We start from the raw sequence: 20440 nt of genomic DNA, 5'->3' as shown, positions 1-20440 counted from the left end.
GAGTCGGCGACATGCCCGACGCGCTCAGCGCCCCCATGGTCGTGGAGTTCCCCTTCACCCGCTCCCTCGGCCCCGTCCAGTCCGCCTTCCTCACCGGCCTGCGCGAACGCGTCGTGCTCGGCGTGCGCACCGCCGCGGGCCGGGTACTCGTCCCGCCCGTCGAGTACGACCCCGAGACCGCCGCGGAGGTCAGGGACCTGGTCGAGGTCGCCGCCACCGGCACCGTCACCACCTGGGCCTGGAACCCCGCGCCCCGGCGCGGCCAGCCCCTTGACACCCCCTTCGCCTGGGTCCTCGTCCGCCTCGACGGGGCCGACACCGCGCTCCTGCACGCCCTGGACGCGCCAGGGCCCGACGCCGTCCGCACCGGTCTGCGCGTCCGCGTCCGCTGGGCCGCCGAACGCACCGGCGCCATCACGGACATCGCCTGCTTCGAACCCTGCGACAGCGATCCGACGGCTCATCAGGCCACCCCGCACAGCGGCGCGTTCACCGGCGACGCCGTGACCGGGATCGTCGCCCCCGCCCGCCTCGACTACACCTACACCCCGGGCCGCGCCCAGACCGGCTATCTGGCCGCCCTGGCCGAGCGCCGTGCCGTCGGCGAACGCTGCCCGCGCTGCCGCAAGGTGTACGTGCCGCCGCGCGGCGCCTGCCCCACCTGCGGGGTCGCCACCACCGAGCAGGTGGAGGTCGGGCCGCGCGGCACCGTCACCACCTTCTGCGTGGTCAACATCAAGGCCAAGAACCTCGAGATCGAAGTGCCCTACGTGTACGCGCACATCGCCCTGGACGGCGCCGACCTCGCCCTGCACGGGCGCATCGGCGGCATCCCGTACGACCAGGTCCGCATGGGGCTGCGCGTCGAACCGGTGTGGTCCGAGGACGGGCGTCACCCCGACCACTACCGGCCGACCGGCGAGCCCGACGCCGACTACGACACGTACAAGGAGCTGCTGTGACAGGGGAGTTCACCGGAGCGCCCAGAAACGTGGCGGTCGTCGCGTGCGCCCAGAGCGACCACCGGCGCCGTACCGACGAGCTCTCCGAGGTGGAGATGCTCATGCCGGTCCTGCACGAGGTCCTGGAGCAGACCGGCCTGACCACCGCCGACGTCGGCTTCACCTGCTCCGGATCCAGCGACTACCTCGCGGGCCGGGCCTTCTCCTTCACCATGGCGCTCGACGGGGTCGGCGCCTGGCCGCCGATCTCCGAGTCGCACGTGGAGATGGACGGCGCCTGGGCGCTGTACGAGGCCTGGGTGAAGCTCCTGACCGGCGAGGCGGACACCGCGCTCGTCTACGCCTACGGCAAGTCCTCGCCCGGATCCGTACGGGACGTCCTCACCCGCCAGCTCGACCCCTACTACGTGGCCCCGCTGTGGCCCGACTCCGTCGCCCTCGCCGCCCTCCAGGCCCAGGCCCTCATCGACGCGGGCCACACCGACGAGCCCGCGCTCGCCGCCGTCGCCGCCCGCAGCAGGGACGCGGCCGACGGCAACGCCCACGCGCAGCTGCCCGGCGCGCGCCCGCAGGGGGAGTACGTCGTCCGCCCGCTGCGCACCGGCGACTGCCCGCCGATCGGCGACGGAGCCGTCGCCGTGGTCCTGGCCGCCGGGGACCGGGCCCGGGCGCTGTGCGCGCGCCCCGCCTGGATCCGCGGCATGGACCACCGCGTCGAGGCCCACTCCCTCGGCGTCCGCGACCTCACCGACTCGCCCTCCACGCGCCTGGCCGCCGAGCGCGCCGGAGCCTTCGCGCGGCCCGTCGACACCGCCGAGCTGCACGCGCCCTTCACCTCCCAGGAGGTCGTGCTGCGCAGGGCGCTCCGGCTCGACGACGGCGTCCTCGTCAACCCCTCGGGCGGCGCGCTCGCCGCCAACCCCGTCATGGCCGCCGGGCTCGTCCGCGTCGCCGAGGCCGCCGGGCGGATCCACCGCGGCGCGTCCGACCGCGCGCTCGCCCACGCCACCTCCGGCCCCTGCCTCCAGCAGAACCTGGTCGCCGTCCTGGAAGGGGAGGCCCGTGCCTGAAGCCGCCACAGCGAAGGAGTACGTCGCGGTCGTCGGGATCGGCCAGACCAAGCACGTCGCCGCCCGGCGCGACGTGTCCCTGGCCGGGCTCGTCCGCGAGGCCGCCCGCCGCGCCCTCGACGACGCCGAGCTGGACTGGGCCGACGTCGACGCCGTCGTCATCGGCAAGGCACCCGACTTCTTCGAGGGCGTCATGATGCCCGAGCTGTACCTCGCCGATGCGCTCGGCGCGGTCGGCAAGCCCCTGCTGCGCGTGCACACCGCGGGCTCCGTCGGCGGCTCCACCGCGCTCGTCGCCGCCAACCTCGTCGCGAGCCGCGTCCAGCGCACCGTGCTCACCCTGGCCTTCGAGAAGCAGTCGGAGTCCAACGCCATGTGGGGGCTCTCCCTGCCCATCCCCTTCCAGCAGCCGCTGCTCGCGGGCGCGGGCGGCTTCTTCGCCCCGCACGTACGCGCGTACATGCGGCGCAGCGGCGCCCCCGACGCCGTCGGCTCCCTGGTCGCGTACAAGGACCGCCGCAACGCGCTGAAGAACCCCTACGCGCATCTGCACGAACACGACATCACCCTGGAGAAGGTCCGGTCCTCGCCCATGCTGTGGGACCCCATCCGCTACTCCGAGACCTGCCCGTCGTCCGACGGCGCCTGCGCCATGGTGCTCACCGACCGCGCCGGGGCCGCCCGCGCGCCCCGCCCGCCCGCCTGGGTCCACGGCGGCGCGATGCGCAGCGAACCCACGATGTTCGCGGGCAAGGACTACGTGTCGCCGCGCGCCGGGCGGGACTGCGCCGCCGACGTCTACCGGCAGGCGGGCATCGGCGACCCGCGCCGCCAGATCGACGCCGTCGAGATGTACGTGCCCTTCTCCTGGTACGAACCGATGTGGCTGGAGAACCTCGGCTTCGCCGCCGAGGGCGAGGGCTGGAAGCTCACCGAGTCCGGCGTGACAGAACTGGACGGTGACCTTCCGGTGAATATGTCGGGCGGTGTCCTGTCGACCAACCCCATCGGCGCGTCCGGCATGATCCGCTTCGCGGAGGCCGCGCTCCAGGTGCGCGGCCAGGCCGGGGAGCACCAAGTCGACGGCGCTCGCAGGGCACTTGGGCACGCCTACGGCGGCGGCTCGCAGTTCTTCTCGATGTGGCTCGTCGGCTCCGCACCTCCCACGACCTGACGCGGGTGCTTCCGCCCCGCCGCCGTCCTCACGTCGCGGCCTGTGCGGCACCGGGGCGGAAAGCTAGGCTGGCGGCGGACGACGCACTGGGAGGAGCACGGACGTGGCCGACAGCACCACCACCACTCAGCAGCATCCGCTAGCGGGCTGGGAGAAGCCGGATCTGGACCTCAGCGCCGCCGAATGGCGGTCGAGCAGCGAGGGCCGCGGAGACGTGCAGATCGCCTTCGTCGAGGGCTTCATCGCGATGCGCAACAGCGGGCGTCCTGAGAGCCCTTCGCTGATCTTCACGCCCGCGGAGTGGGGGGCGTTCGTGCACGGGGCCCGGGAGGGGCGCTTCGATCTGACGTGACTTCCGGGGCGTCGGCCACCGGCGGCACGTGTCGCCCGCGCCGCTCCCGGGCGGGCGCGGACCGGAGGGGACCGGCCCGGCACCCCGGCCCGGGGCGGGCGTCCGTCGCCGGGTCAGCCCGCGATGTCGCGTACCACCCGCAGCGCGACGTCCACGTCCCGCGGTGAGTTCATGACGCCGGTGCCGATCCGTGCGTACCCCAGACTGTCGTGGTACAGCGAGGACAGCCGCACCTTGCGTTCGGCCGCCCGCTCGACCACGGCGGACCCGGGGAGGTCCCGCACGCTGAAGCAGGTGATGCCCGCGGACATCCCCGGCGCCACGGGCGTGTGCAGCCGTACGCCCGGGATGCGGGCGAGACCCTCCTTGGCCCGTGTCGACAGGTCCGCGATCCGCCCGGCGACCCGGGAGCGGCCCAGAGCCTGGTGGAACGCGACGGACACCGGCAGCGCGAAGGCGTGCTCGTAGGCGAGGAAACCCCCCGGTGACAGCGCGGCGGCGCCCGCGTCCCCCATGAAGCTCGCGAACGTCGGGCGCACCTGCGCCAGCGCGTGCGGAGCCAGCCACACCAGGGCGGTGCCGCGCGGTCCGAGCAGCCACTTGTGCGTGCCCGCGACCACCACGTCGGCACCCAGGCGAGCGGCGTCGGCGTCCACCGCGGCGAGCCCGTGCACCCCGTCGACCACCAGGAGGCAGCGATCGGCCTCCTCGCGGCCCCGGTTGGCCTCCCGGACCACCTCGGCGATGGCCTCGACCGGCATCCGCACCCCGGTCCTTGACTGCACCCAGGTGACGCCGAGGACACGGGTCGTGGGGCGCAGCTGCGCACGGACCGCGCTCACCACCTCCTCGGCGGTGGCCTCGCCGGAGTCGGCGAACCACGGGACGAGGCGCACCCGGGCCCCGTGCTTCTCCGCGGCGAGGCGCGCGGCGCCCTGGTGTACCGAGTGGTCGTCCTCGCTGAGCAGGAACTCCTGGCCGGGGCGGACGCGCACGCCGTTGTACACGAGGCCGAGGCCGATGGTGGTGCTCGCGGCGAGGGCGATGTGCTCGGCCTCGCCGCCCAGGTATCCGGCGAGGGCCTTCCGCACGCGGTCCCAGTCCGTCGGCCCGTCGGGCAGGGACAGCTTCGTCGGCACCAGCATCGGGTCGGCGTCGAGCTGCCGGGCCAGATGGTCCACGGCCGCCCGCACCGCCCGCGGCTGCGAGGCCAGATAGAACGTCGCCAGATGGACCCAGGCCGGGTCGAGGCGGAACTGCGCCCGCACCGCCCCCCAGTCCGGCCGCCCGTCGGGCCCGAGCAGCCGCCGGCCGCTCGCTCCGGCGGTGTCGACCGCCTCCGCGACCCCGCCGCCCCACGCCGCCACCGCCGCGGATCCGACCGCACCCGCCAGCACACTGCGCCTGTCCACCCTGGTACCTCCCGGCATCGGAACCCGGCCATGGACGAGGATCTCGTAGAGCGGGCGGCCGTGATGTCCCGTGCGGCGTCGAACACCCGCCTGGGCACCCCCGGCCACCCGACCGACGGTAAGCACTCGAACGGAACGCCGGGAGGGCGTCAAGCCGACGAACCAGTCATCAGGGCTCCCTGCGGAATCGTCAACTCCCCTATCTGACGGGAGACTTGAACTGCACAATGCTTCCTGTGCCGCCATACGACTACCTGGAGTTCACCCTCGACGACGGAGCCCACGTCCGTCTCGAACTGGCGGCCGCGGGGGAAGCCCCCGCCGCCGCGCCCGACGAAGTGGAGGCCGACCTGCCGAGCGGCATCTCCGGAGTGACCCCCGTGGGGAGCGGCGTGCGCGTGGGCACCCTCGCCACGGACGCGCTGCGCTCCGTACTGAGCCCGCTGGGCCCCGTTCTGCAACAGGTGCACGACGCCGTGCGCGGCATCCCCGACCCGCCCCGTGAGCTCTCCGTGGACTTCGGCATCCAGATCGGCCAGGACCTGAGGCTCGGCATCGTCGGCGCGGGCGGCCAGGCGAGCATGACCGTCTCGGCGACCTGGGAGCTGTCCCCGCGGACCGAGAGATGAGCTGGTTCACGCCGACCGGCGACGAGCGGCACGGGGACGCGCGCGGGGCCCTGGTGCGCGTCCTGAGCGCGGACCGGACGCGCACCGCGGGCGCGGGCGTCTACCTCTGTGGCCGCACCCTTCTGACCTGCGCCCACGTGGTCAACGCGGCCCTGGGGCAGCGGATGCTCAGCGCGCGGGACCCCGGCGGCGTCACGCTGGACGTGTCCTTCCCCGTGCTCTCCGCCGCCGCCACGCGCCCCGCCCGCCTGGTGGCGTGGATACCGCCCCGCGCGCAGCACCTCGGCCCCGTCCCCGACGGCTCCCTGAAGTGGGAGGGCGACCTGGCCGTCCTGGAGCTGAGGGAGGAGCCCCCGCCCCCGGTCGGCCCCGTCCGCTGGCTGGAGATGACACGGGGGCAGGAGGTCAGGGCCTGGTACGGCGGCGGCCAGCCCTTCTCCTACGCCGACGCGCGCGTGGCCTCCTACGACGACGGCATCGGCTACCTGGACGGACAGATGTCGGGCGCCGCCGTCGACGAGGGCTACAGCGGCGGCCCCCTGTGGTGCGTCGCCGACGGCGCCGCCGTGGGCCTCGTCATGGGCCGCATCACCGCCCCCGACACCGCGCTGTCCGCCCAGCACACGGTCCGGCGCAGCTGGGGCCTCGGCTGGCAGTCCGTGCTGCTCGAACTGCGCCGCGCCGGAGCCCTGCCCGAGCCGCATCTGGCCGGTCTCGCGCGGCCCCCGGAACCGCTCGCGGGGCAGGAGGGCGCGTCCGACTCCTACGAGACCGTGCGGGACATGATGGTCGGCCCCCTGCACCTGCTGCTCGGCGACCCCACGGCCCGCGCCGCCCACGCCACCGTACTCGCCGGTGAACTCGGCCTGCGCGCCCCCGCCGACGGCACCGCGCCCTCCGTGGCCGAACTGGCCCAGCTCCTCACCCACACCGAGCGGGCACTGCCCACCCTCGCCGAGTCCCTCGCCCCCACCGTGGCCGACGACCCGCGCGGCCGCGGCGAGCTCGACCGGCTGCTCGCCCTGGGGCGTCTGACGGGCGCCGCGCGACTGCTCTCGGTCGCCGAACACCGGCTCCTGCGCGCCAAGTTCGAGCACCTGTGCCGACACGACCCGGGCCTGCTCCACCGCGCCGCGACCGCCGCCCTGCCCTATCTGGACCTGCCGCACTCCCTGCACGCGGCCCGGCTCGCGCCGACGGCCGTCGACGGAGTGCTGCGCGAGCTGGAGACCTGGCCCGGCGACAGCTCCCCGGTGCCCGACGAGACGCCCCGGCTGCCCGCGCTGCTGCGCGTCGTCGAGTACGTGGCGGCCGAGACCGGCGGCCTGGCCTGCCGGGCCCTGCAGGAGTGGAGCGGCCAAGTCGCCGCCCGCCTCGGCATCCACGCCTCCGCCCTGCGCGAGCGCCGTGCCGACGCCGAACGCTGGTCGCAGCGGTCCGCCCCCGCCGGGGCCCGGATCCTGGTGGAGCTCGACCGGCACGCCAAGGACCCCGCCGACCACTACCGCTGCGCGGTGTGGCGGCTGCGCGCCGACGGCACCGCGGCCCGCGCGGTCACCGGCACCGAACACCCCCGCGCGGGACGCGAGATCGCCCGGCTCATCCGCGAGGTCGCGGGCGGCACCGAGGGCGCCGAGCGCGGCGTGGCCCTGGTTGCCGTCTCCGTCCCCCCGGACGCGCTGGAGCTGCCGGTGGACGAGTGGGACGGGGCGGGCGTCGACGAGTACATCCCCGCGCCGCTGGGCGAGGACTTCCACCTCATCCTGCGCTGCCCGCGGCTGCGGCGGCGCTCCCGCACCGGAGCCGCCGACCTCACCCGGCGCTGGAACGCGCGCCACCGCGGCGACCCGCTGCGCGCCGACCGCACCGTCGGCGGCCGGGCGGGCCTCATCGGCCTGCTCAAGACGGTCCACCGGGACACCGCCCGCGTCCTGGTCCAGGGCACGGCCGCCCAGCGCGTCGAACTGCTCCCCGTCTGCCTGGTGATGGGCGTGCCCATCGTGCTGTGGGACCGCGGCCCCCAGGCCCCCGGGGCGGACCCGGACCTCGACGGGCTGCCCCCCGACGGGCCCGTCGACCAGCTGCCCGAGCGCGTCCGGCACTTCCGGGTGCGTGCGTACGCCGATCCGCGGACCAGCACCCGCCCCGCGCTGGTGTGGGAGGACATCGAGATGCCGCTGCCCGACGAACTGCAGCTAGCCGACCCCGTCGAGGGCCTCGCGGGCCCCGCGGACGGCGGTGAGGGAACGGAGCGGGCGACATGAGCGGGCACGACGACTGGCGGCTGTTCCGCGGCGACCGCGTCGCCCGGCGGGTGGAGCTGCCCGAGGCCCCGCCCTGGCGCCGGTTCCCCGACGGCTCCGGCGCCCGCCCGAGGCCCCGTCCGTACCTCATCGGCCGCGCCGAGGCCGACGTGGTGAGCGCGGCGCTGCACCTGCGCCGCCCCCTGCTCGTCACCGGCCACCCCGGCACCGGCAAGTCGTCGCTCGCGCACGCCGTCGCCCACGAACTCACCCTCGGCCCGGTGCTCCAGTGGGCCGTCAACAGCCGCTCGGCCCTCAAGGACGCCCTGTACGGGTACGACGCCATCGGCCGCCTGCGCGAGACGCATCTGCGCCGGGAGCGCGACGCGGGGGAGCCGGGCATCGGCACCTTCGTCCGGCTCGGCCCGCTGGGCACGGCCCTGGTGCCCCGCGACCGGCCCCGCGTCCTGCTCGTCGACGAGCTCGACAAGGGCGACGTGGACCTGCCCAACGACCTCCTGACCGTGTTCGAGGAGGGCGAGTTCGAGATCCCCGAGCTGTCCCGGCTTCCGGACGACCAGTCCGAGGTGTCGGTCCTCACCCACGGAGCGGACGGCGACTGGGTCACGGTCACGCGCGGCCGGGTGCGCTGCCACGAGTTCCCCGTCGTCGTGATCACCAGCAACGGCGAGCGCGACTTCCCGCCCGCCTTCATGCGCCGCTGCGTGCGCCTGGCCCTGCCGGACCCCGACGAGGCCCGGCTGCGGGAGATCGTGTCGGCCCACCTCGGCGAGGAGGCGCTGGCCGGAGTGGACGACCTCCTGCACGCCTTCCTCAACCGCCGCGCCCCCGGCGAACTGGCCACCGACCAGCTGCTCAACGCCGTGTTCCTGCGCAAGGGCGGCATCGACCTGGACGCCGAAGGGCTCCTGGACGCGGTGCTGCACCGGCTCGGCGGAGCGCTGTAGATGCCCCCCGGAGGCGGGGACCCCGCGGCCGGGGGGACCCACGGCGACCCGCCGCCCCGCGCCGGTGCGCCGTCCCCCGTGGTCCTCGGCGTACTCGGCCGCCTGACCGGGCACGAACTGTCCATCCACGAACTGCTCGACGCCGTCTGGCTCGCGGCGCGCCTGCCCCCCGACGGGGACGCGCCCCTCGCCCGGGCGCTCGCCGGCACCGCCCTGCCCGCCCCGCCGCCCGGCCCGGCGCAGGAACCCGTGCCCGACGCCGATTCCCGCGCCACCGACGACGGGTCCGCCGACGGCACCCCGGCGCCCGGCACCCCGGCGCCGCCCCCGCCCCCGGCCCAGCTGCTCGGCGCCCTGCACGCGGCCGCGGCGGCCCGCAGCGCCCCCGAGTTCGCCCGCCTCGGCACGGCCGACCGGCCCCCCTCGGACGACGGAGCGCTGCCGGTACGGGTGCCCGAGGAGAAGGCCCTCGGCGACGAGGAGCTGCGCTTCGGGCGGGCGCTGCGGCTCCTGAAACAGCCCCAGCCGCATCCGCACCGGCGCGAGTTCGACGAGGTGGCCACGGCGGCGGCCCTCGCCGAGACCGGCCTTCCCGACGTGGTGACCCGGCCCGCCCGGCAGCGCTGGCTCGACCTGGTGCTGCTCATCGACGACGGCGTCTCGATGCTCCTGTGGCGGCGCCTGGCGACCGAGCTGCGCGCCCTCCTGGAGCGCCTCGGCGCGTTCCGCGGCATCCGCGTCCTCGGCCTGGACACCCGCACCCGGCGGGCACCGCTGCTGCGCGCCCGCCCCTTCGACGCCCGCTCCCCGCTGCTGTCCCCGGCGTCGGCCGTGGACCCCTCCGGGGGCACCCTGGTCCTGGTCATCAGCGACGGCGTCGGCGCCTGCTGGCGCGACGGGCGCATGCGCAAGGCCCTCGGCCGCTGGGCGCGCCAAGGGCCGACCGCCATCCTGCACGCCCTGCCCGCCCATCTGTGGGGCGGCTCGGGCATCCGCTCCGAGCCCTGGCTGGTGACCACGCGGCGCCGGGGCGCCGCCAACGACACCTGGTACGTGTCCGACCCGCTGCTGCCCTCCGGGCTCGGCGAGGACTTCGCGGACGTCCCCGTGCCGGTGCTCGAACCGTACCCCCCGGCCGTCGCGGCCTGGGCCCGGCTCGTGGCCTCGCCCGGCGCGAGCACCGAACTGCCCCTGCTCGTCCCGCCGCACGCCCCGACCCCGCGCGGCCGGGCCGACACCCGGGGCGCCGACGCGGCCACCGCCGTGCTCCGGTTCCGGGACGCCGCGTCACCGGAGGCCTTCCGGCTGGCCGCGCACCTCGCCGCCGTGTCGCCGCTGACCGTGCCCGTGATGCGCCTCGTGCAGGCCGCGGTGGACTGGCGGGCGGACACCGCGCACCTCGCCGAGGTGTTCCTCGGCGGCCTCATGCAGCAGGTCGAACCGGCCGACGCGCGGCTGCCCGCGCAGCACCGCAGGTTCGGGTTCGCCCGCGACGCCCAGGACATCCTGCTCGACACGGCGTCCCCGATCGACCTGCTCCGCACCACCAGGACCGTCACCGAACGCCTGCGCGCGCTCGTGGGCCGCTCGCCGGACTTCCCCGCCTGGCTCGCCCACCCCTCCGGCACCAGCGAACTCCTGCCCGGCACCCGGCCGTTCGCCTGGCTGGAGGACCGCCTCCTGACCCACCTGGGCGCCCGCCCCATGGCGGCACCCGCCCCCGAGAGGGCCGCGGCCGAGGAGGAGGTCCTGCTGCCCTCCGGCCTGGAGGCCGCCCCGTCCTGGCTGCCGCTGCGCCTTCAGGACCTGCACGCGCTCGGCCCGTACACGCTGCTGCGCAGGGACGGCGCCGGCGGCACGCCCACCGCGTACATCGCCGAGGACGAGGACGGCCTCCAGGTCCTGCTGCGCGTGTCCTCCTCGTCCGCCTCACCCGTGGCGCGGGAACTGCTGGACAACGAGCGCGGCGCGCTGCGCCGCATGGACGGCGTGTACGCCCCGGCCGTCGTGGCCAGCGACCTGCGCGACGTGCCCGTGCCCTGGCTCGCGCTGCGCCTGGACACCCTCGGCGACGGCAGGCCCGCGCCGACGCTGCGCGCGGTCCTCGACGCGGCCGGGCCGCTGGCGGGAACTCCGCTGTTCCTGTGGCTCGGCTGGCATCTGACGCGGGCCGTGAGCCGCTGCCACCGCCGGGGCATCGTGCACGGCTCCCTGACCCCGGGCGCGGTCCTGGTGACCGAGTCGACCCTGCACATCATCAGCTGGACGTCCGCGCGCATCGACGGGGCCTGGAGCGCCTCGGTCTCGGCGATGCCCCCCGCCTCGCCCTACCGGGCGCCGGAGGTGACGTACTGGGGCGAGTCGCGGATCACGGCCGGGGACGTGTACTCCCTGGGAGCCGTGCTGCTGCGCGCCGCGACCGGCCGTGCCTGGCAGGGCTACGAGCACGACGCCCTGCGGCGCGACCCCTGGTTCGGGGAACTCGACGGGGAACTCGCCGACCTGCTCCTGCGCTGCGTCACGGCCGAGCCGGAGAGCAGGCCCACGGTCCGTGAGGTGGCGGACGCCCTCAGCGCCCGGCTGCCCGGCGCGCAGCCGTGGGAGGAGACCGACGACGACGCGCTCGCCCCCGAGACGCCGCGGGAGCGGCAGCGCGCCGAGGAGTCCGAGGACGACGACAGCGAGACCTGGACCCGCACCGTCCGCGCGCCGCTGGCGCAGCCGCTGCGGATCGCGCTCGTCGGCGTCAAGGACGGCGCGGGCTGCACCACGACGGCGATGATGCTGGGCGCCGTCCTCGCCGACCAGCGCCAGGAGCGGGTCCTCGCGATCGACGCCGACAAGCACGCGGGGCGGCACGTGCGCATCGGCGGCCGCGTCTTCCGCGGCACGTTCGCGGGCCTGACGGATCTGGCGGCCTCCCTGCCCGAGGTGCGCCGCTTCGAGGACCTCAGCCTGTTCCTGTCACCGCACCGCTCGGGCCTGATGGTCCTCGCCAACGACTCGGTGTCGCGGCCCTCGGCGGGCGGTCAGTACACCGACCAGGACTTCCGCGAGGTGGTGTGGGCGACGCGGCAGTACTTCCGCCTCACCCTGATCGACTCCGACAAGCCCGTGTCCCTGGTCCTGGAGCACGCCGACCGCGTCGTCATCGTCTCCCGCGCCGACCCCGCCGGACTCACCCAGGCCCAGCAGACCATGGACCGCCTCGTCACCCTGAACCGCCCCGACCTCGTGGAGGAGGCCGTCGTCGTCCTCAACCACAGCCGCCCTGCGGCCGGTTGGACCCTCGACCCGGGCAGCGTGCGCGCCCTGCGCTCACGCTGCCGGGGCCTCGTCACCGTCCCGCGCGACGGCCACCTCGCCATGGCCAGCACCATCGAACTGTCCTGGCTGACCCCGGCCGCGTACAAGGCCTACCTGCGTCTGGCGGCGCTGCTGCTCGGGCGGCGGGCGATGTTCCCCTGACGCGCCGCCGGGGCCGGGAGCGCGGGCGCCGGGGCCGGTCCGCCCTCGCTGAGGCCGAAGCGGGCGTGGAACGCGCGCAGGAAGCGGGGGGCGTACCAGGCCGAGCGGCCGAGCAGGCGCATCGCGGCGGGGACGAGGACGCCGCGGACGGCGAGGGCGTCGATGAGGATGGCCAGACCGCTGCCCAGGCCGAACAGCTGCATGAAGCTGATCTCGGCGGTGCCGAAGGCGAAGAAGCTCACCGCGAGCAGGACGGCCGCCGCGCTGACGATGCGGCCCGTGTGCCCGAGGCCGTCGGCCACGGCGGACTCGTTGTCCGCGCCGAGGTCGTGGAGCTCCTTGATGCGGCTGGTGACGAACACCTCGTAGTCCATGGAGAGGCCGAAGGCGACGCAGAACATCAGCACGGTCATCGACGTCTCCATCGGCTGCGGGGTGAAGCCGAGCAGGCCGGAGAGGTGGCCGTCCTGGAAGATCCAGGTCATGACGCCGATGGTCGCTCCCAGGCTGACCATGTTGAGGACCAGCGCGCGCAGCGGCTGCACGACACTGCCGGTGAACAGGAAGAGCAGCAGGAACGTGGTGGCGGCGATGAGGCCGATGGCGAGCGGGAGCCTGCCGCCGATGGAGTCGTTGGAGTCGACCAGCTCGGCGTCGACCCCGCCCACCAGCGGACGCGTCCCGGGGGGCGCGGCGGCCGTCCTGACCCCTTCGACCAGGTCCTTGGCCGCGTCGGACTTGGGCGTCAGGGAGCTCACCACGGTGAGCTGCTGTGCGCCGGGGCGGCCGAGCGCCGGGTTGCCGGGGCCGGTCGCCGTGGACTTCCCGTCGGCGTAGACCCCGGTGCTGGCCTCGACGCGGGCCACGCCCTCCAGGGCGGACAGACCGACTGCGTACGACTCCAACGGGCCCCTGTCCACCGACGCGTCGATGACGACGTGCAGGGCGGCCGCGTCGTTGCCGTGGAAGTTCTCCCGCAGCGCGGTGGCGACCTCGCGGCTGCGGGCGTCCTCGGGCAGCACGCGCTCGTCCGCCGTGCCGAAGGTGATGCCGAGCAGCGGGCTCGCCGCCGCGAGCAGCACCACGAGCACGGGCAGGGCGGTGCGGGCGGGCCGGCGCATCACGGTGCGGGCCAGGCGCCCCCACACCGAGGCCCCGGATCCGGACCGCCCCGGCTTCGCCCACGGCATGCGCCCGCTGTTGACCCGGTGCCCCAGGACGTTGAGGAGCGCGGGCATCACGAACAGGGTGGCGAGGGCCGCGATGACGACGACCCCGACCCCGGAGTAGCCGAACGAGCGGAGGAAGTACTGCGGGAACACCATCAGCGCCGCGAGAGCGGCCGCCACGGTAGCGGCGGAGAAGGCGACCGTGCGGCCCGCGGTGCTCATGGTCCACCGGACGGCGTCCTCCACGCTCGCCCCCGCCGCGAGCTGCTCGCGGAACCGGCTGATCATCAACAGGGCGTAGTCCACGCCCAGTCCGAGCCCGAGGGCGGTGGTCAGATTGATCGCGAAGACGGAGACGTCGGTGACGCCGCCGACGACGGAGAGTTCGGCGAACACCCCCACGATGGCGATGAGCGCGATGGCCAGCGGAAGCAGCGCGGAGACCACCGTGCCGAAGACGACCAGGAGCAGCAGCAGGATCAGCGGCACCGCGATGGTCTCCGCGAGGACGAGGTCCTCCTCGGTCTGCGGCCCCATCTCGTAGCTCACTCCGGCGCTGCCTCCGGCCTTGACCGTGAGGCCGCCCTTGTAGGTGCCCGCGTAGGTGTCGATGACGGCCTTGGCGTTCTCCTGCTGCTCGGCGTCGTGGCCCTTCACGCGGGCGAGCACGAGGGCCTCGCCGCCGTCCTCGGACCGCAGGTCGGGGCTGTTGGTGTCCCAGTACGAGACCACGTTGGTGAGGTCCCGCTCCTTCTTGAGGTCGGCCACCAGGGCCTGGCCGCCGCGCCTGGCGGCCGGGGCGTCGACGCGGCCCCGGGGGGCACGGACCAACAGCACGAGGTTGGTCTCTCCGCCGAACTTCTCGTCGATGACGTCCCTGGCCCGGGACGACTGGGAGGCCGGGTCGTCGAAGCCGCCGCCCAGCAGCTTTCCGAACGCACCGGCGCCCAGCGCGCCCATGAGGGCCACCACCACGGTGGCGACGATGAGGACCAGCCGGGACCGACGGATCGCCAGCTCGGCTATGCGTTCGAACACACTCTCTCCTTAACGTTCCTGGGCAGGGGGTGCGGTCTCGCACTCTTCGGGTGCCGCAGGACGACGGTAGGGAGACGCAAGAAGATTTGGCAGTGTTAGATTTTCCTAGCAGTTCACAGAACCCCGGTACGCCGCCAGGCTCTTCGGCGTACGGTCCTCGCATGACCGCAACGGACGAACTCGCCACGGCCCGGCCCTCCTTGCGCGAGCGGCGCCGCGCCGCGGCCACCCGGGAGATCCTGGAGGCCGCCGAGTCACAGATCACCGAGCACGGACCCGCGGCCCTGTCCCTGCGTGCCGTCGCCCGGAGCCTCGGCATGACGGTGCAGGCGCTCTACCACTACTTCCCGAGCCGCGACGACCTGGTCACCGCGCTCATCGCCAAGACGTACGACGATCTGGCCGCAGTCATGCGAACGGGCCTCGACGCGGCGGCCGTCGAGCCCGGAACCCAGGGTGTGGTGGCCGTGTCCGAGGCCTACCGCCAGTGGGCCATCGACCACCCCGAGCGGTTCCAGCTCCTGTACGGCACGCCCCTGCGGTACTACGCGGCGCCGCCCGAGGGCCCCACCACCCGGGCCGTGCGCCGCATGGGCGCGATGTTCGAGAGCGAGCTGTTCGGCGGGTTCACCACGGAGCAACTCGCCGCGGCCGACGTGCCGGAGCTCTCGCCCGCGCTCCGGGAGCACTTGGAAGAGCTGCCCGCGGACGGCATGGGGTCGCTGCCGCCGCCCGCGATCGCCCTGCTCATGAGCGCGTGGGGGCATCTGCACGGCCTGGTCGTCCTGGAGGTGTTCGGGCACACCTCCTTCATCGGGGACCACCAGGCCGAGGTCTTCCGCCTGGCGGTGCGGACCCTGGTCGAGGACCTGCACCGCCGGATCCCGCCCGCGGGCGCGGACGTCACGTGACGTTGACGGCCGCCCAGGCGGCGCCCACCGCGCGGTGTTCGTCGCTGTCCGTGCCGTACAGGGCCGCGGCCGCCGCGAGCGTCGCGGTGCGCACGGAGCGGTAGGTGCTGGAGGACGTCAGGTACTGGGTGAGCGCGCGGAACCAGATCCGCTCCGCCGCGGCCCTGCCGACGCCGGTGACGGGCTTGCCGTCGTACGTCGGGCTGTCGTAGCTGACGCCGCCCACGACCTTGGGGCCGCTGCCCTCGGCGAGCAGATAGAAGAAGTGGTCGGCGGGCCCGGCGGAGTGGGCGGGCGGGAGCTGGCCGATGCCCGCGTACCAGTAGTCCTTGGACTGGCCGTCCCGGGAGGGACGGTCCATGGAGCGCAGGGCGGTCTGGCCGCCCGCGTCGATGCGCTCCCCGAAGAGGTAGTCGCCGGGGTCGGCCGGGTTGGCCGCGCGGAACTCCACGGCGGCCGCGACGAGGTCGCTCGTCGCCTCGTTGAGGCCGCCCGGCTCCCCGGAGGAGCCGAGCCCCGCCGTGGCCGCCGTGACGCCGTGGGTCAGCTCGTGCGCGCCGACCTCGATGCGGATCAGGGGCCTGGCGGGGTTCGACGTGCCGTCGCCGTAGGTCACGCAGTTGGAGGTGGACTCGTAGAAGGCGTTGACGTAGTTGCGGCCGTAGTGGACGCGGCTGCATCCGCCCTTGCCGTCGCCGCGCACGCCCTTGCGGCCGTGGACCTCCAGCAGGTAGTCCCAGAACACCGCGTGGATGTAGTGCGCCGCCACGGCGTCGGACTGGCGGCCGCCCTCGCACCAGGTGTTGTCGTCGTCGGTCACCACGGTGCCGGACCCGCCGGTGCCGTTCTGCATGTCGTACGTCTTGTGGTTGCCGCGCCGGGGGTCGTTGAGCTCGTAGCGGCCGGTGGCCGGGTTGTACGTGGTGTCGAGCGGGACGCGGCCCACGTTCGTGCCGCAGCCGACCCCGGCCACCGGGCGCGGCCCGGCGGGGCCCGCGTGGGCGAGGCCGCCCTGGAGGGCCGAGGTCACGACGACGGCGGCGGTGAGCAGGAGTCGGGCTCCGGGGCGGCGGGTGCGACGGCGGGGCGTACGGGGCCGGGCCATGTCGGCTCCTTCCGGCGGCTGTGCGCGGGGCGGGTGGGGGAGTGCGCCGGGACGAGCCTGCCAGGGCGACGGTGGATTGTCAGGACCGCGACAAGCCATCGCGGTGTGCTGACACCCGTCGCGGCGGGCCGCCACCCACCGCCGCGCCACCGCCCGGTCAGGCAGCGGCGCCGTCGAGTTCCTCGCCCTCGACGAACGTCCGCACCACCTCGATGTCGCCGATGCGCCCGGGGTCCACCCGCCGTGGGTCGTCGCCCAGGACCACGAGGTCGGCGCGCTTGCCGGGGGAGAGGCTGCCCGCGCTGTCCTCCCAGCGGCAGGCGTACGCCGCGTCGACGGTGTACGCGCGCAGGGCCTCCTCGACGCTCACGGCCTCCTTGGGGCCGATGAGCCGGCCGGAGGCGGAGGCCCGCTCGACCATGAACTGGACGGCCCGCAGCGGCGCGCCGTCGGCGACGGGCCGGTCCGAGCTGCCGACGAGGCGCACCCCGTGGTCGAGGAAGCCCCGCCCCCGGTACAGCCACGGCGCGCGTTCGGGCCCCATGACCGTGGCGTAGTCGTCCCCGAAGTACCGCAGGAAGCTGGGCTGTACGACGGCGATCGCCCCGAGCTCGGCGAAGCGGCCGAGCTGGTCCGGGCGGACGAGGCCCGCGTGCTCGACGCGGTGACGGGTGTCCGTGCGCGGCTTCGCGCGGTGTGCCGCGGCCAGGGCGTCCAGGGCCAGGTCGACGGCGCGGTCACCGATGGCGTGCACCGCGAGCTGCCAGCCCGCCCGGTGGCCCTCGATGATGGTCTCGGTGAGCACCTCGGGGTCGGCCTGGAGCTGCCCGCTGGACGCGCCGCCCGCATAGGGCTCGGTGAGCGCGGCCGTGCGCGCCATCATGCCGCCGTCGGTGAACACCTTCAGGGCGCCGAGCGAGAGGCGCCCGTCGCCGAAGCCCGTGCGCAGGCCGAGGCCGAAGGACCGCGTCGTGGTGTCCTCGCGCGCTGCCTCGACCGGGCGCAGGGCGTCCGCCGCCACCATGAGCTGGACCCGCAGCGGCAGCCGTCCCGTCTCGTGGGCGAGCTGGAAGGCCGCGCCCTCGATGGGGCTGTGCGCGAACAGCTCGCTACCGATGCCCGCCTCGGCGCAGGCCGTGACGCCCTGGGACCGGCACGTGCGGCCGGACCGGGCGACGGCGTCGGCCAGTTCGGCCAGCGTGTGCGGCGGGCGCAGGGCGAGGGCGGCGCCCATGGCGTCCTCCGCGAGGAAGCCGTCCGGGCTCGCGACGTGGGGCGGCAGCTGCTTGAGGACGGCGGTATTCACCAGGCACGCGTGCCCGGAGATGTGGCCCAGGCACACCTTGCGGCCCGCGCTCACCGCGTCGAGTTCGACGGCGGTCAGCGGCCGGTCGAGCGTGCGCTGGTCGTAGCCCCCGAGGCTCACCCAGCCGTCCGCGGGCGCGGCGGCCACTGCCTCGGCCACGGCCGTGAGGATGTCGTCGACCCGCCTGCTGGGCGCGACGCTCGGAGCCCCGGCCTTGAGGCCGGCCCAGATGAGGTGGACGTGGCTGTCGATGAATCCGGGGAGGACCGTCGCGCCGCCGAGGTCGAGGACGCGCCGCGCCGGGAGCCCCGCCACGTCGGAGTCGAGTCCCACGATCCGGCCGCGCCAGATGCCGAGTTCCCGGGCGGTGGGGCGGGCCGGATCCATCGTGAGGATGGTGGCGTTGGTGATCCTGGAGCAAAGCACGAACAGATCCCTTCAGAGGAGTGAATCTTCGTCCCGCGCGAGCTATTGTTAGGTGAGGCTGGCCTAAGTTGTGATGGTGGTGGGTGGGGTGGACGAGAGACGGGTGGAACGTCGGCGCGCGGCCTGTGCGCACCGGCTCGACGCCTGGGCCGATGGTGTGGTCGCGGGCCTCGACGCGCAAGAAGACGTCGAACGGTCCTTACTCCAGGCCCTGCGGGGCGACCCGAGCCTGCGCGAGGAGACCGCCGTGCGCCGCGCCGACGCGCTGCGCGCCGCGGCGCTCGGACTCGGCCCGGCCGGGTGCGCCGTGGCGGCGGGCGTCTCCGTGCGGATGCTCCGCAACTGGCAGGAGCAGGACCCCGCGTTCGCGGCCGCCATGACGGCCGCGGCGGAGCTCGCGGAGCAGGAGCGCGAACGCGCCGCCCCGGTCGCGGCCGACGCCCCCGGGCTCGGCCCCGCCGCGCTGCGCGTGGTCCTCAAGGCCATCAGGGAGGGCTCCGTCCAGTCCTCGGCAGCCGTCATCGGCGGCTGGTCCGAGCAGTCCTTCCTCCGGCTGCGCCGCAGGAGCCCGGAGGTCGCCGCCCTGCTCGCCGCCGCGCGCCGGGCGCGCGCCAAGAAGGCGGACCGGCGCGGCCGTCCGCGCTTCGAGCGGCGATATCGGCTGGTTCGCGTGGATGACGGCGACATGGGCGGCGAGGTGGGCGCCGACCGCGCGGACGGTGGCGGCGCCGACAGTGGCAGTGCGGCCGCCGTCTCCGGGGCGTAGCCCTTCGGGGGCGGCTCGCCCGTTTTCCCCCTATGTGAATTTTGCCCCTGCATAAGAGGTCTCGACCCGTTGGGAGAGATTTTGGGGATATGCGTCGGCGCCCGCCGCGCGGACCGGAGTCCGTGCGGCGGGCGCCGACGGCCGGTCCCAGGGACCGGGGAGGCGGGAGGGCGTGTCAGGCGCGCTGGGTCAGGTAGCCGCCCATGGAGGTGAAGTACTCGGCCGCGGACAGCTCGCGGCCGTCCTCGGTCCGCACGCGCGTGATGGCCAGGCCGTGGTTGCGGCCGGTGCGGGCGTCGGCCCCGGCGACGATCACCACGCCCTCGCCCTCGCGGTAGAAGATGCGGCCGGGCGTGCCGCCGTAGCGCCCCTCGGAGACGACCGCGGCCACGACCTCCAGGCGCTTGCCCTTGTGGTAGGTGAAGGCGCTGGGGTACGGCTCCGACTGGGCGCGCACGAGCCGCTCCAGGTCCTCGGCGGGCCAGGTCCAGTCGATGCGGATGTCCTCGGTGGAGCGCTTGTGGAAGAAGGTCGCCTGGGACCGGTCCTGCGGGGTGAACTCCGTCTCGCCGGAGGCGATCAGGTCGAGCGCGCCGGTGGTGACCGGGGCGATGAGGTCGACCGTCTTGTGGAAGAGGTCGGTCGCGGTGTCCTTCGGGCCGACCGGCACGGCCTCCTGCCGGACGATGTCACCGGCGTCGAGCTCGTCGTTCATCATGTGCGCGGTGACGCCCACCTCGGTCTCGCCGTTGATCAGGGCCCAGATCAGCGGCGAGAAGCCCGCGTACTTCGGCAGCAGCGAGTCGTGGACGTTCAGCGTGCCGTGGCGCGGCAGGCCGAAGATGCGCGGGGGGATCCAGGTCCGCCAGTTGTTGGCGACGATGATGTCCGGGTCGGCCTCCTTCAGGCGCTCGAACAGCTCGTCGTCGTCGGGACGGTTGCGGATGAGGACCGGCACGTCGTGCGCCTCGGCGAGGTCGGCGACGGAGTCGCTCCAGATCTTCTCGTACGCGTGCTCGCTCTTGGGGTGCGTCACGACGAGGACCACGTCGTGCTCGGAGTCCAGGAGGGCTTGCAGGGTGCGGTGCCCCCAGGTCTGGTAACCGAACATGACGACCCGCATGGGGTTCCTCCTCAGAGCAGGGATTGACCGGCGGTAAGTAAAGCAAGGCTTACCTTGGTGTGCAATGGTCGCACGGGGTGCCGAAGTTGATGGCCGCCGGCATGCGCGCACCGTGACGGGCCTCTCGACCCCGGTGCGAGTTTAGCTTAGGCTGGCCTAAGTGAAATGGGGAGGGGGGCACGGGTGCCGACCGGCCCCGGGCCGCCGCCAGCTAGGGTGGCGGGCGCTCCGCAGCGCTCTGCCAGGGGACCAGGGCGGGGGTGGAGCCGTGGGCGCGTTCCTTGCCGGGCGTGAGGTGCCCCGCTGGCCGCGCGTCCC

15 protein-coding genes are annotated in these 20440 nt (G+C 74.6%); 10 read left to right on the top strand and 5 right to left on the bottom strand.

Annotated features, from left to right (window positions below; genetic code table 11):
- Positions 1-11: 11 nt before the first annotated feature.
- The 4 genes from AC5WAM_RS02915 to AC5WAM_RS02900 all read left to right on the top strand — a co-directional run bounded on the left by AC5WAM_RS02915 (position 12) and on the right by AC5WAM_RS02900 (position 3558).
- Entirely contained in the window at positions 12-962 is a 951-nt protein-coding gene (locus AC5WAM_RS02915) for a Zn-ribbon domain-containing OB-fold protein (RefSeq protein WP_495521431.1), read from the top strand.
- Entirely contained in the window at positions 959-2032 is a 1074-nt protein-coding gene (locus tag AC5WAM_RS02910) for a thiolase family protein (protein ID WP_495521430.1), read from the top strand. The genes AC5WAM_RS02915 and AC5WAM_RS02910 overlap by 4 nt, the downstream gene beginning before the upstream one ends.
- Positions 2025-3206, top strand: a complete 1182-nt coding sequence (locus AC5WAM_RS02905) for a thiolase family protein (protein ID WP_366789968.1) — start codon at positions 2025-2027, stop codon at positions 3204-3206. Before AC5WAM_RS02910 ends, AC5WAM_RS02905 begins: the two co-directional genes overlap by 8 nt.
- Positions 3207-3309: 103 nt before the next feature.
- Positions 3310-3558 carry a DUF397 domain-containing protein gene (locus AC5WAM_RS02900; RefSeq protein WP_138965071.1) on the top strand — a complete coding sequence of 83 codons (249 nt, stop codon included), beginning with the start codon at positions 3310-3312 and terminating at the stop codon, positions 3556-3558.
- Between the two features lie 113 nt (positions 3559-3671).
- On the opposite strand, the gene AC5WAM_RS02895 is transcribed toward AC5WAM_RS02900, so the two are convergent.
- Positions 3672-4970 carry an aminotransferase class V-fold PLP-dependent enzyme gene (locus AC5WAM_RS02895; RefSeq protein WP_495521429.1) on the bottom strand — a complete coding sequence of 433 codons (1299 nt, stop codon included), beginning with the start codon at positions 4968-4970 and terminating at the stop codon, positions 3672-3674.
- 236 nt (positions 4971-5206) lie between these two features.
- Between AC5WAM_RS02895 and AC5WAM_RS02890 the strand changes: the two genes are divergently transcribed.
- Genes AC5WAM_RS02890 through AC5WAM_RS02875 form a run of 4 tightly spaced genes read left to right on the top strand, consistent with a single transcriptional unit; the run spans position 5207 to position 12278 of the window.
- Entirely contained in the window at positions 5207-5599 is a 393-nt protein-coding gene (locus tag AC5WAM_RS02890; protein WP_366789970.1) for a CU044_2847 family protein, read from the top strand.
- The gene (locus tag AC5WAM_RS02885; protein WP_495521428.1) at positions 5596-7863 is read left to right on the top strand and encodes a VMAP-C domain-containing protein; all 2268 of its coding nucleotides are present in this window, start codon (positions 5596-5598) and stop codon (positions 7861-7863) included. Before AC5WAM_RS02890 ends, AC5WAM_RS02885 begins: the two co-directional genes overlap by 4 nt.
- A complete protein-coding gene (locus AC5WAM_RS02880) occupies positions 7860-8810 on the top strand; it encodes an AAA family ATPase (RefSeq protein WP_366789972.1) in 951 nt (316 codons plus the stop codon). The genes AC5WAM_RS02885 and AC5WAM_RS02880 overlap by 4 nt, the downstream gene beginning before the upstream one ends.
- The gene (locus AC5WAM_RS02875; protein WP_495521427.1) at positions 8811-12278 is read left to right on the top strand and encodes an SAV_2336 N-terminal domain-related protein; all 3468 of its coding nucleotides are present in this window, start codon (positions 8811-8813) and stop codon (positions 12276-12278) included.
- Here the strand turns inward: AC5WAM_RS02875 and AC5WAM_RS02870 are convergent.
- Positions 12227-14485 (bottom strand): MMPL family transporter, encoded by a 2259-nt coding sequence (locus AC5WAM_RS02870; protein WP_495521426.1) that lies wholly within the window; start codon positions 14483-14485, stop codon positions 12227-12229. The two genes, AC5WAM_RS02875 and AC5WAM_RS02870, sit on opposite strands and share 52 nt — an antisense overlap.
- 161 nt (positions 14486-14646) lie before the next feature.
- Here AC5WAM_RS02870 and AC5WAM_RS02865 point away from each other — a divergent pair, with 161 nt between their 5' ends.
- Positions 14647-15396, top strand: a complete 750-nt coding sequence (locus AC5WAM_RS02865; protein ID WP_495521425.1) for a TetR/AcrR family transcriptional regulator — start codon at positions 14647-14649, stop codon at positions 15394-15396.
- On the opposite strand, the gene AC5WAM_RS02860 is transcribed toward AC5WAM_RS02865, so the two are convergent.
- A complete protein-coding gene (locus tag AC5WAM_RS02860; RefSeq protein WP_495521424.1) occupies positions 15389-16501 on the bottom strand; it encodes a M4 family metallopeptidase in 1113 nt (370 codons plus the stop codon). The genes AC5WAM_RS02865 and AC5WAM_RS02860 overlap by 8 nt on opposite strands.
- Before the next feature lie 157 nt (positions 16502-16658).
- Positions 16659-18233, bottom strand: a complete 1575-nt coding sequence (locus AC5WAM_RS02855) for an amidohydrolase (protein ID WP_495521423.1) — start codon at positions 18231-18233, stop codon at positions 16659-16661.
- An 88-nt stretch (positions 18234-18321) separates the two neighbouring features.
- On the opposite strand from AC5WAM_RS02855, the gene AC5WAM_RS02850 reads away from it, so the two are divergent.
- The gene (locus AC5WAM_RS02850; RefSeq protein ID WP_495521422.1) at positions 18322-18999 is read left to right on the top strand and encodes a hypothetical protein; all 678 of its coding nucleotides are present in this window, start codon (positions 18322-18324) and stop codon (positions 18997-18999) included.
- A gap of 175 nt (positions 19000-19174) precedes the next feature.
- On the opposite strand, the gene AC5WAM_RS02845 is transcribed toward AC5WAM_RS02850, so the two are convergent.
- Positions 19175-20122 (bottom strand): methionyl-tRNA formyltransferase, encoded by a 948-nt coding sequence (locus tag AC5WAM_RS02845; RefSeq protein ID WP_366789979.1) that lies wholly within the window; start codon positions 20120-20122, stop codon positions 19175-19177.
- Positions 20123-20440: the final 318 nt, after the last annotated feature.

The sequence above is a fragment of the Streptomyces sp. JLYT201 genome, from assembly GCF_059448825.1.
The sequence above is the reverse complement of the archived record's forward strand: the minus strand, read 5'-3'. Positions and strand labels throughout refer to the sequence as shown.

What these genes read in the sequence shown, in the direction of transcription:
- AC5WAM_RS02915 (WP_495521431.1), top strand. Translation starts at nt 12, where the DNA reads ATGCCCGACGCGCTCAGCGCCCCCATGGTCGTGGAGTTCCCCTTCACC.
- AC5WAM_RS02885 (WP_495521428.1), top strand. Translation starts at nt 5,596, where the DNA reads ATGAGCTGGTTCACGCCGACCGGCGACGAGCGGCACGGGGACGCGCGC.
- AC5WAM_RS02880 (WP_366789972.1), top strand. Translation starts at nt 7,860, where the DNA reads ATGAGCGGGCACGACGACTGGCGGCTGTTCCGCGGCGACCGCGTCGCC.
- AC5WAM_RS02875 (WP_495521427.1), top strand. Translation starts at nt 8,811, where the DNA reads ATGCCCCCCGGAGGCGGGGACCCCGCGGCCGGGGGGACCCACGGCGAC.
- AC5WAM_RS02865 (WP_495521425.1), top strand. Translation starts at nt 14,647, where the DNA reads ATGACCGCAACGGACGAACTCGCCACGGCCCGGCCCTCCTTGCGCGAG.
- AC5WAM_RS02860 (WP_495521424.1), bottom strand. Translation starts at nt 16,501, where the DNA reads ATGGCCCGGCCCCGTACGCCCCGCCGTCGCACCCGCCGCCCCGGAGCC.
- AC5WAM_RS02845 (WP_366789979.1), bottom strand. Translation starts at nt 20,122, where the DNA reads ATGCGGGTCGTCATGTTCGGTTACCAGACCTGGGGGCACCGCACCCTG.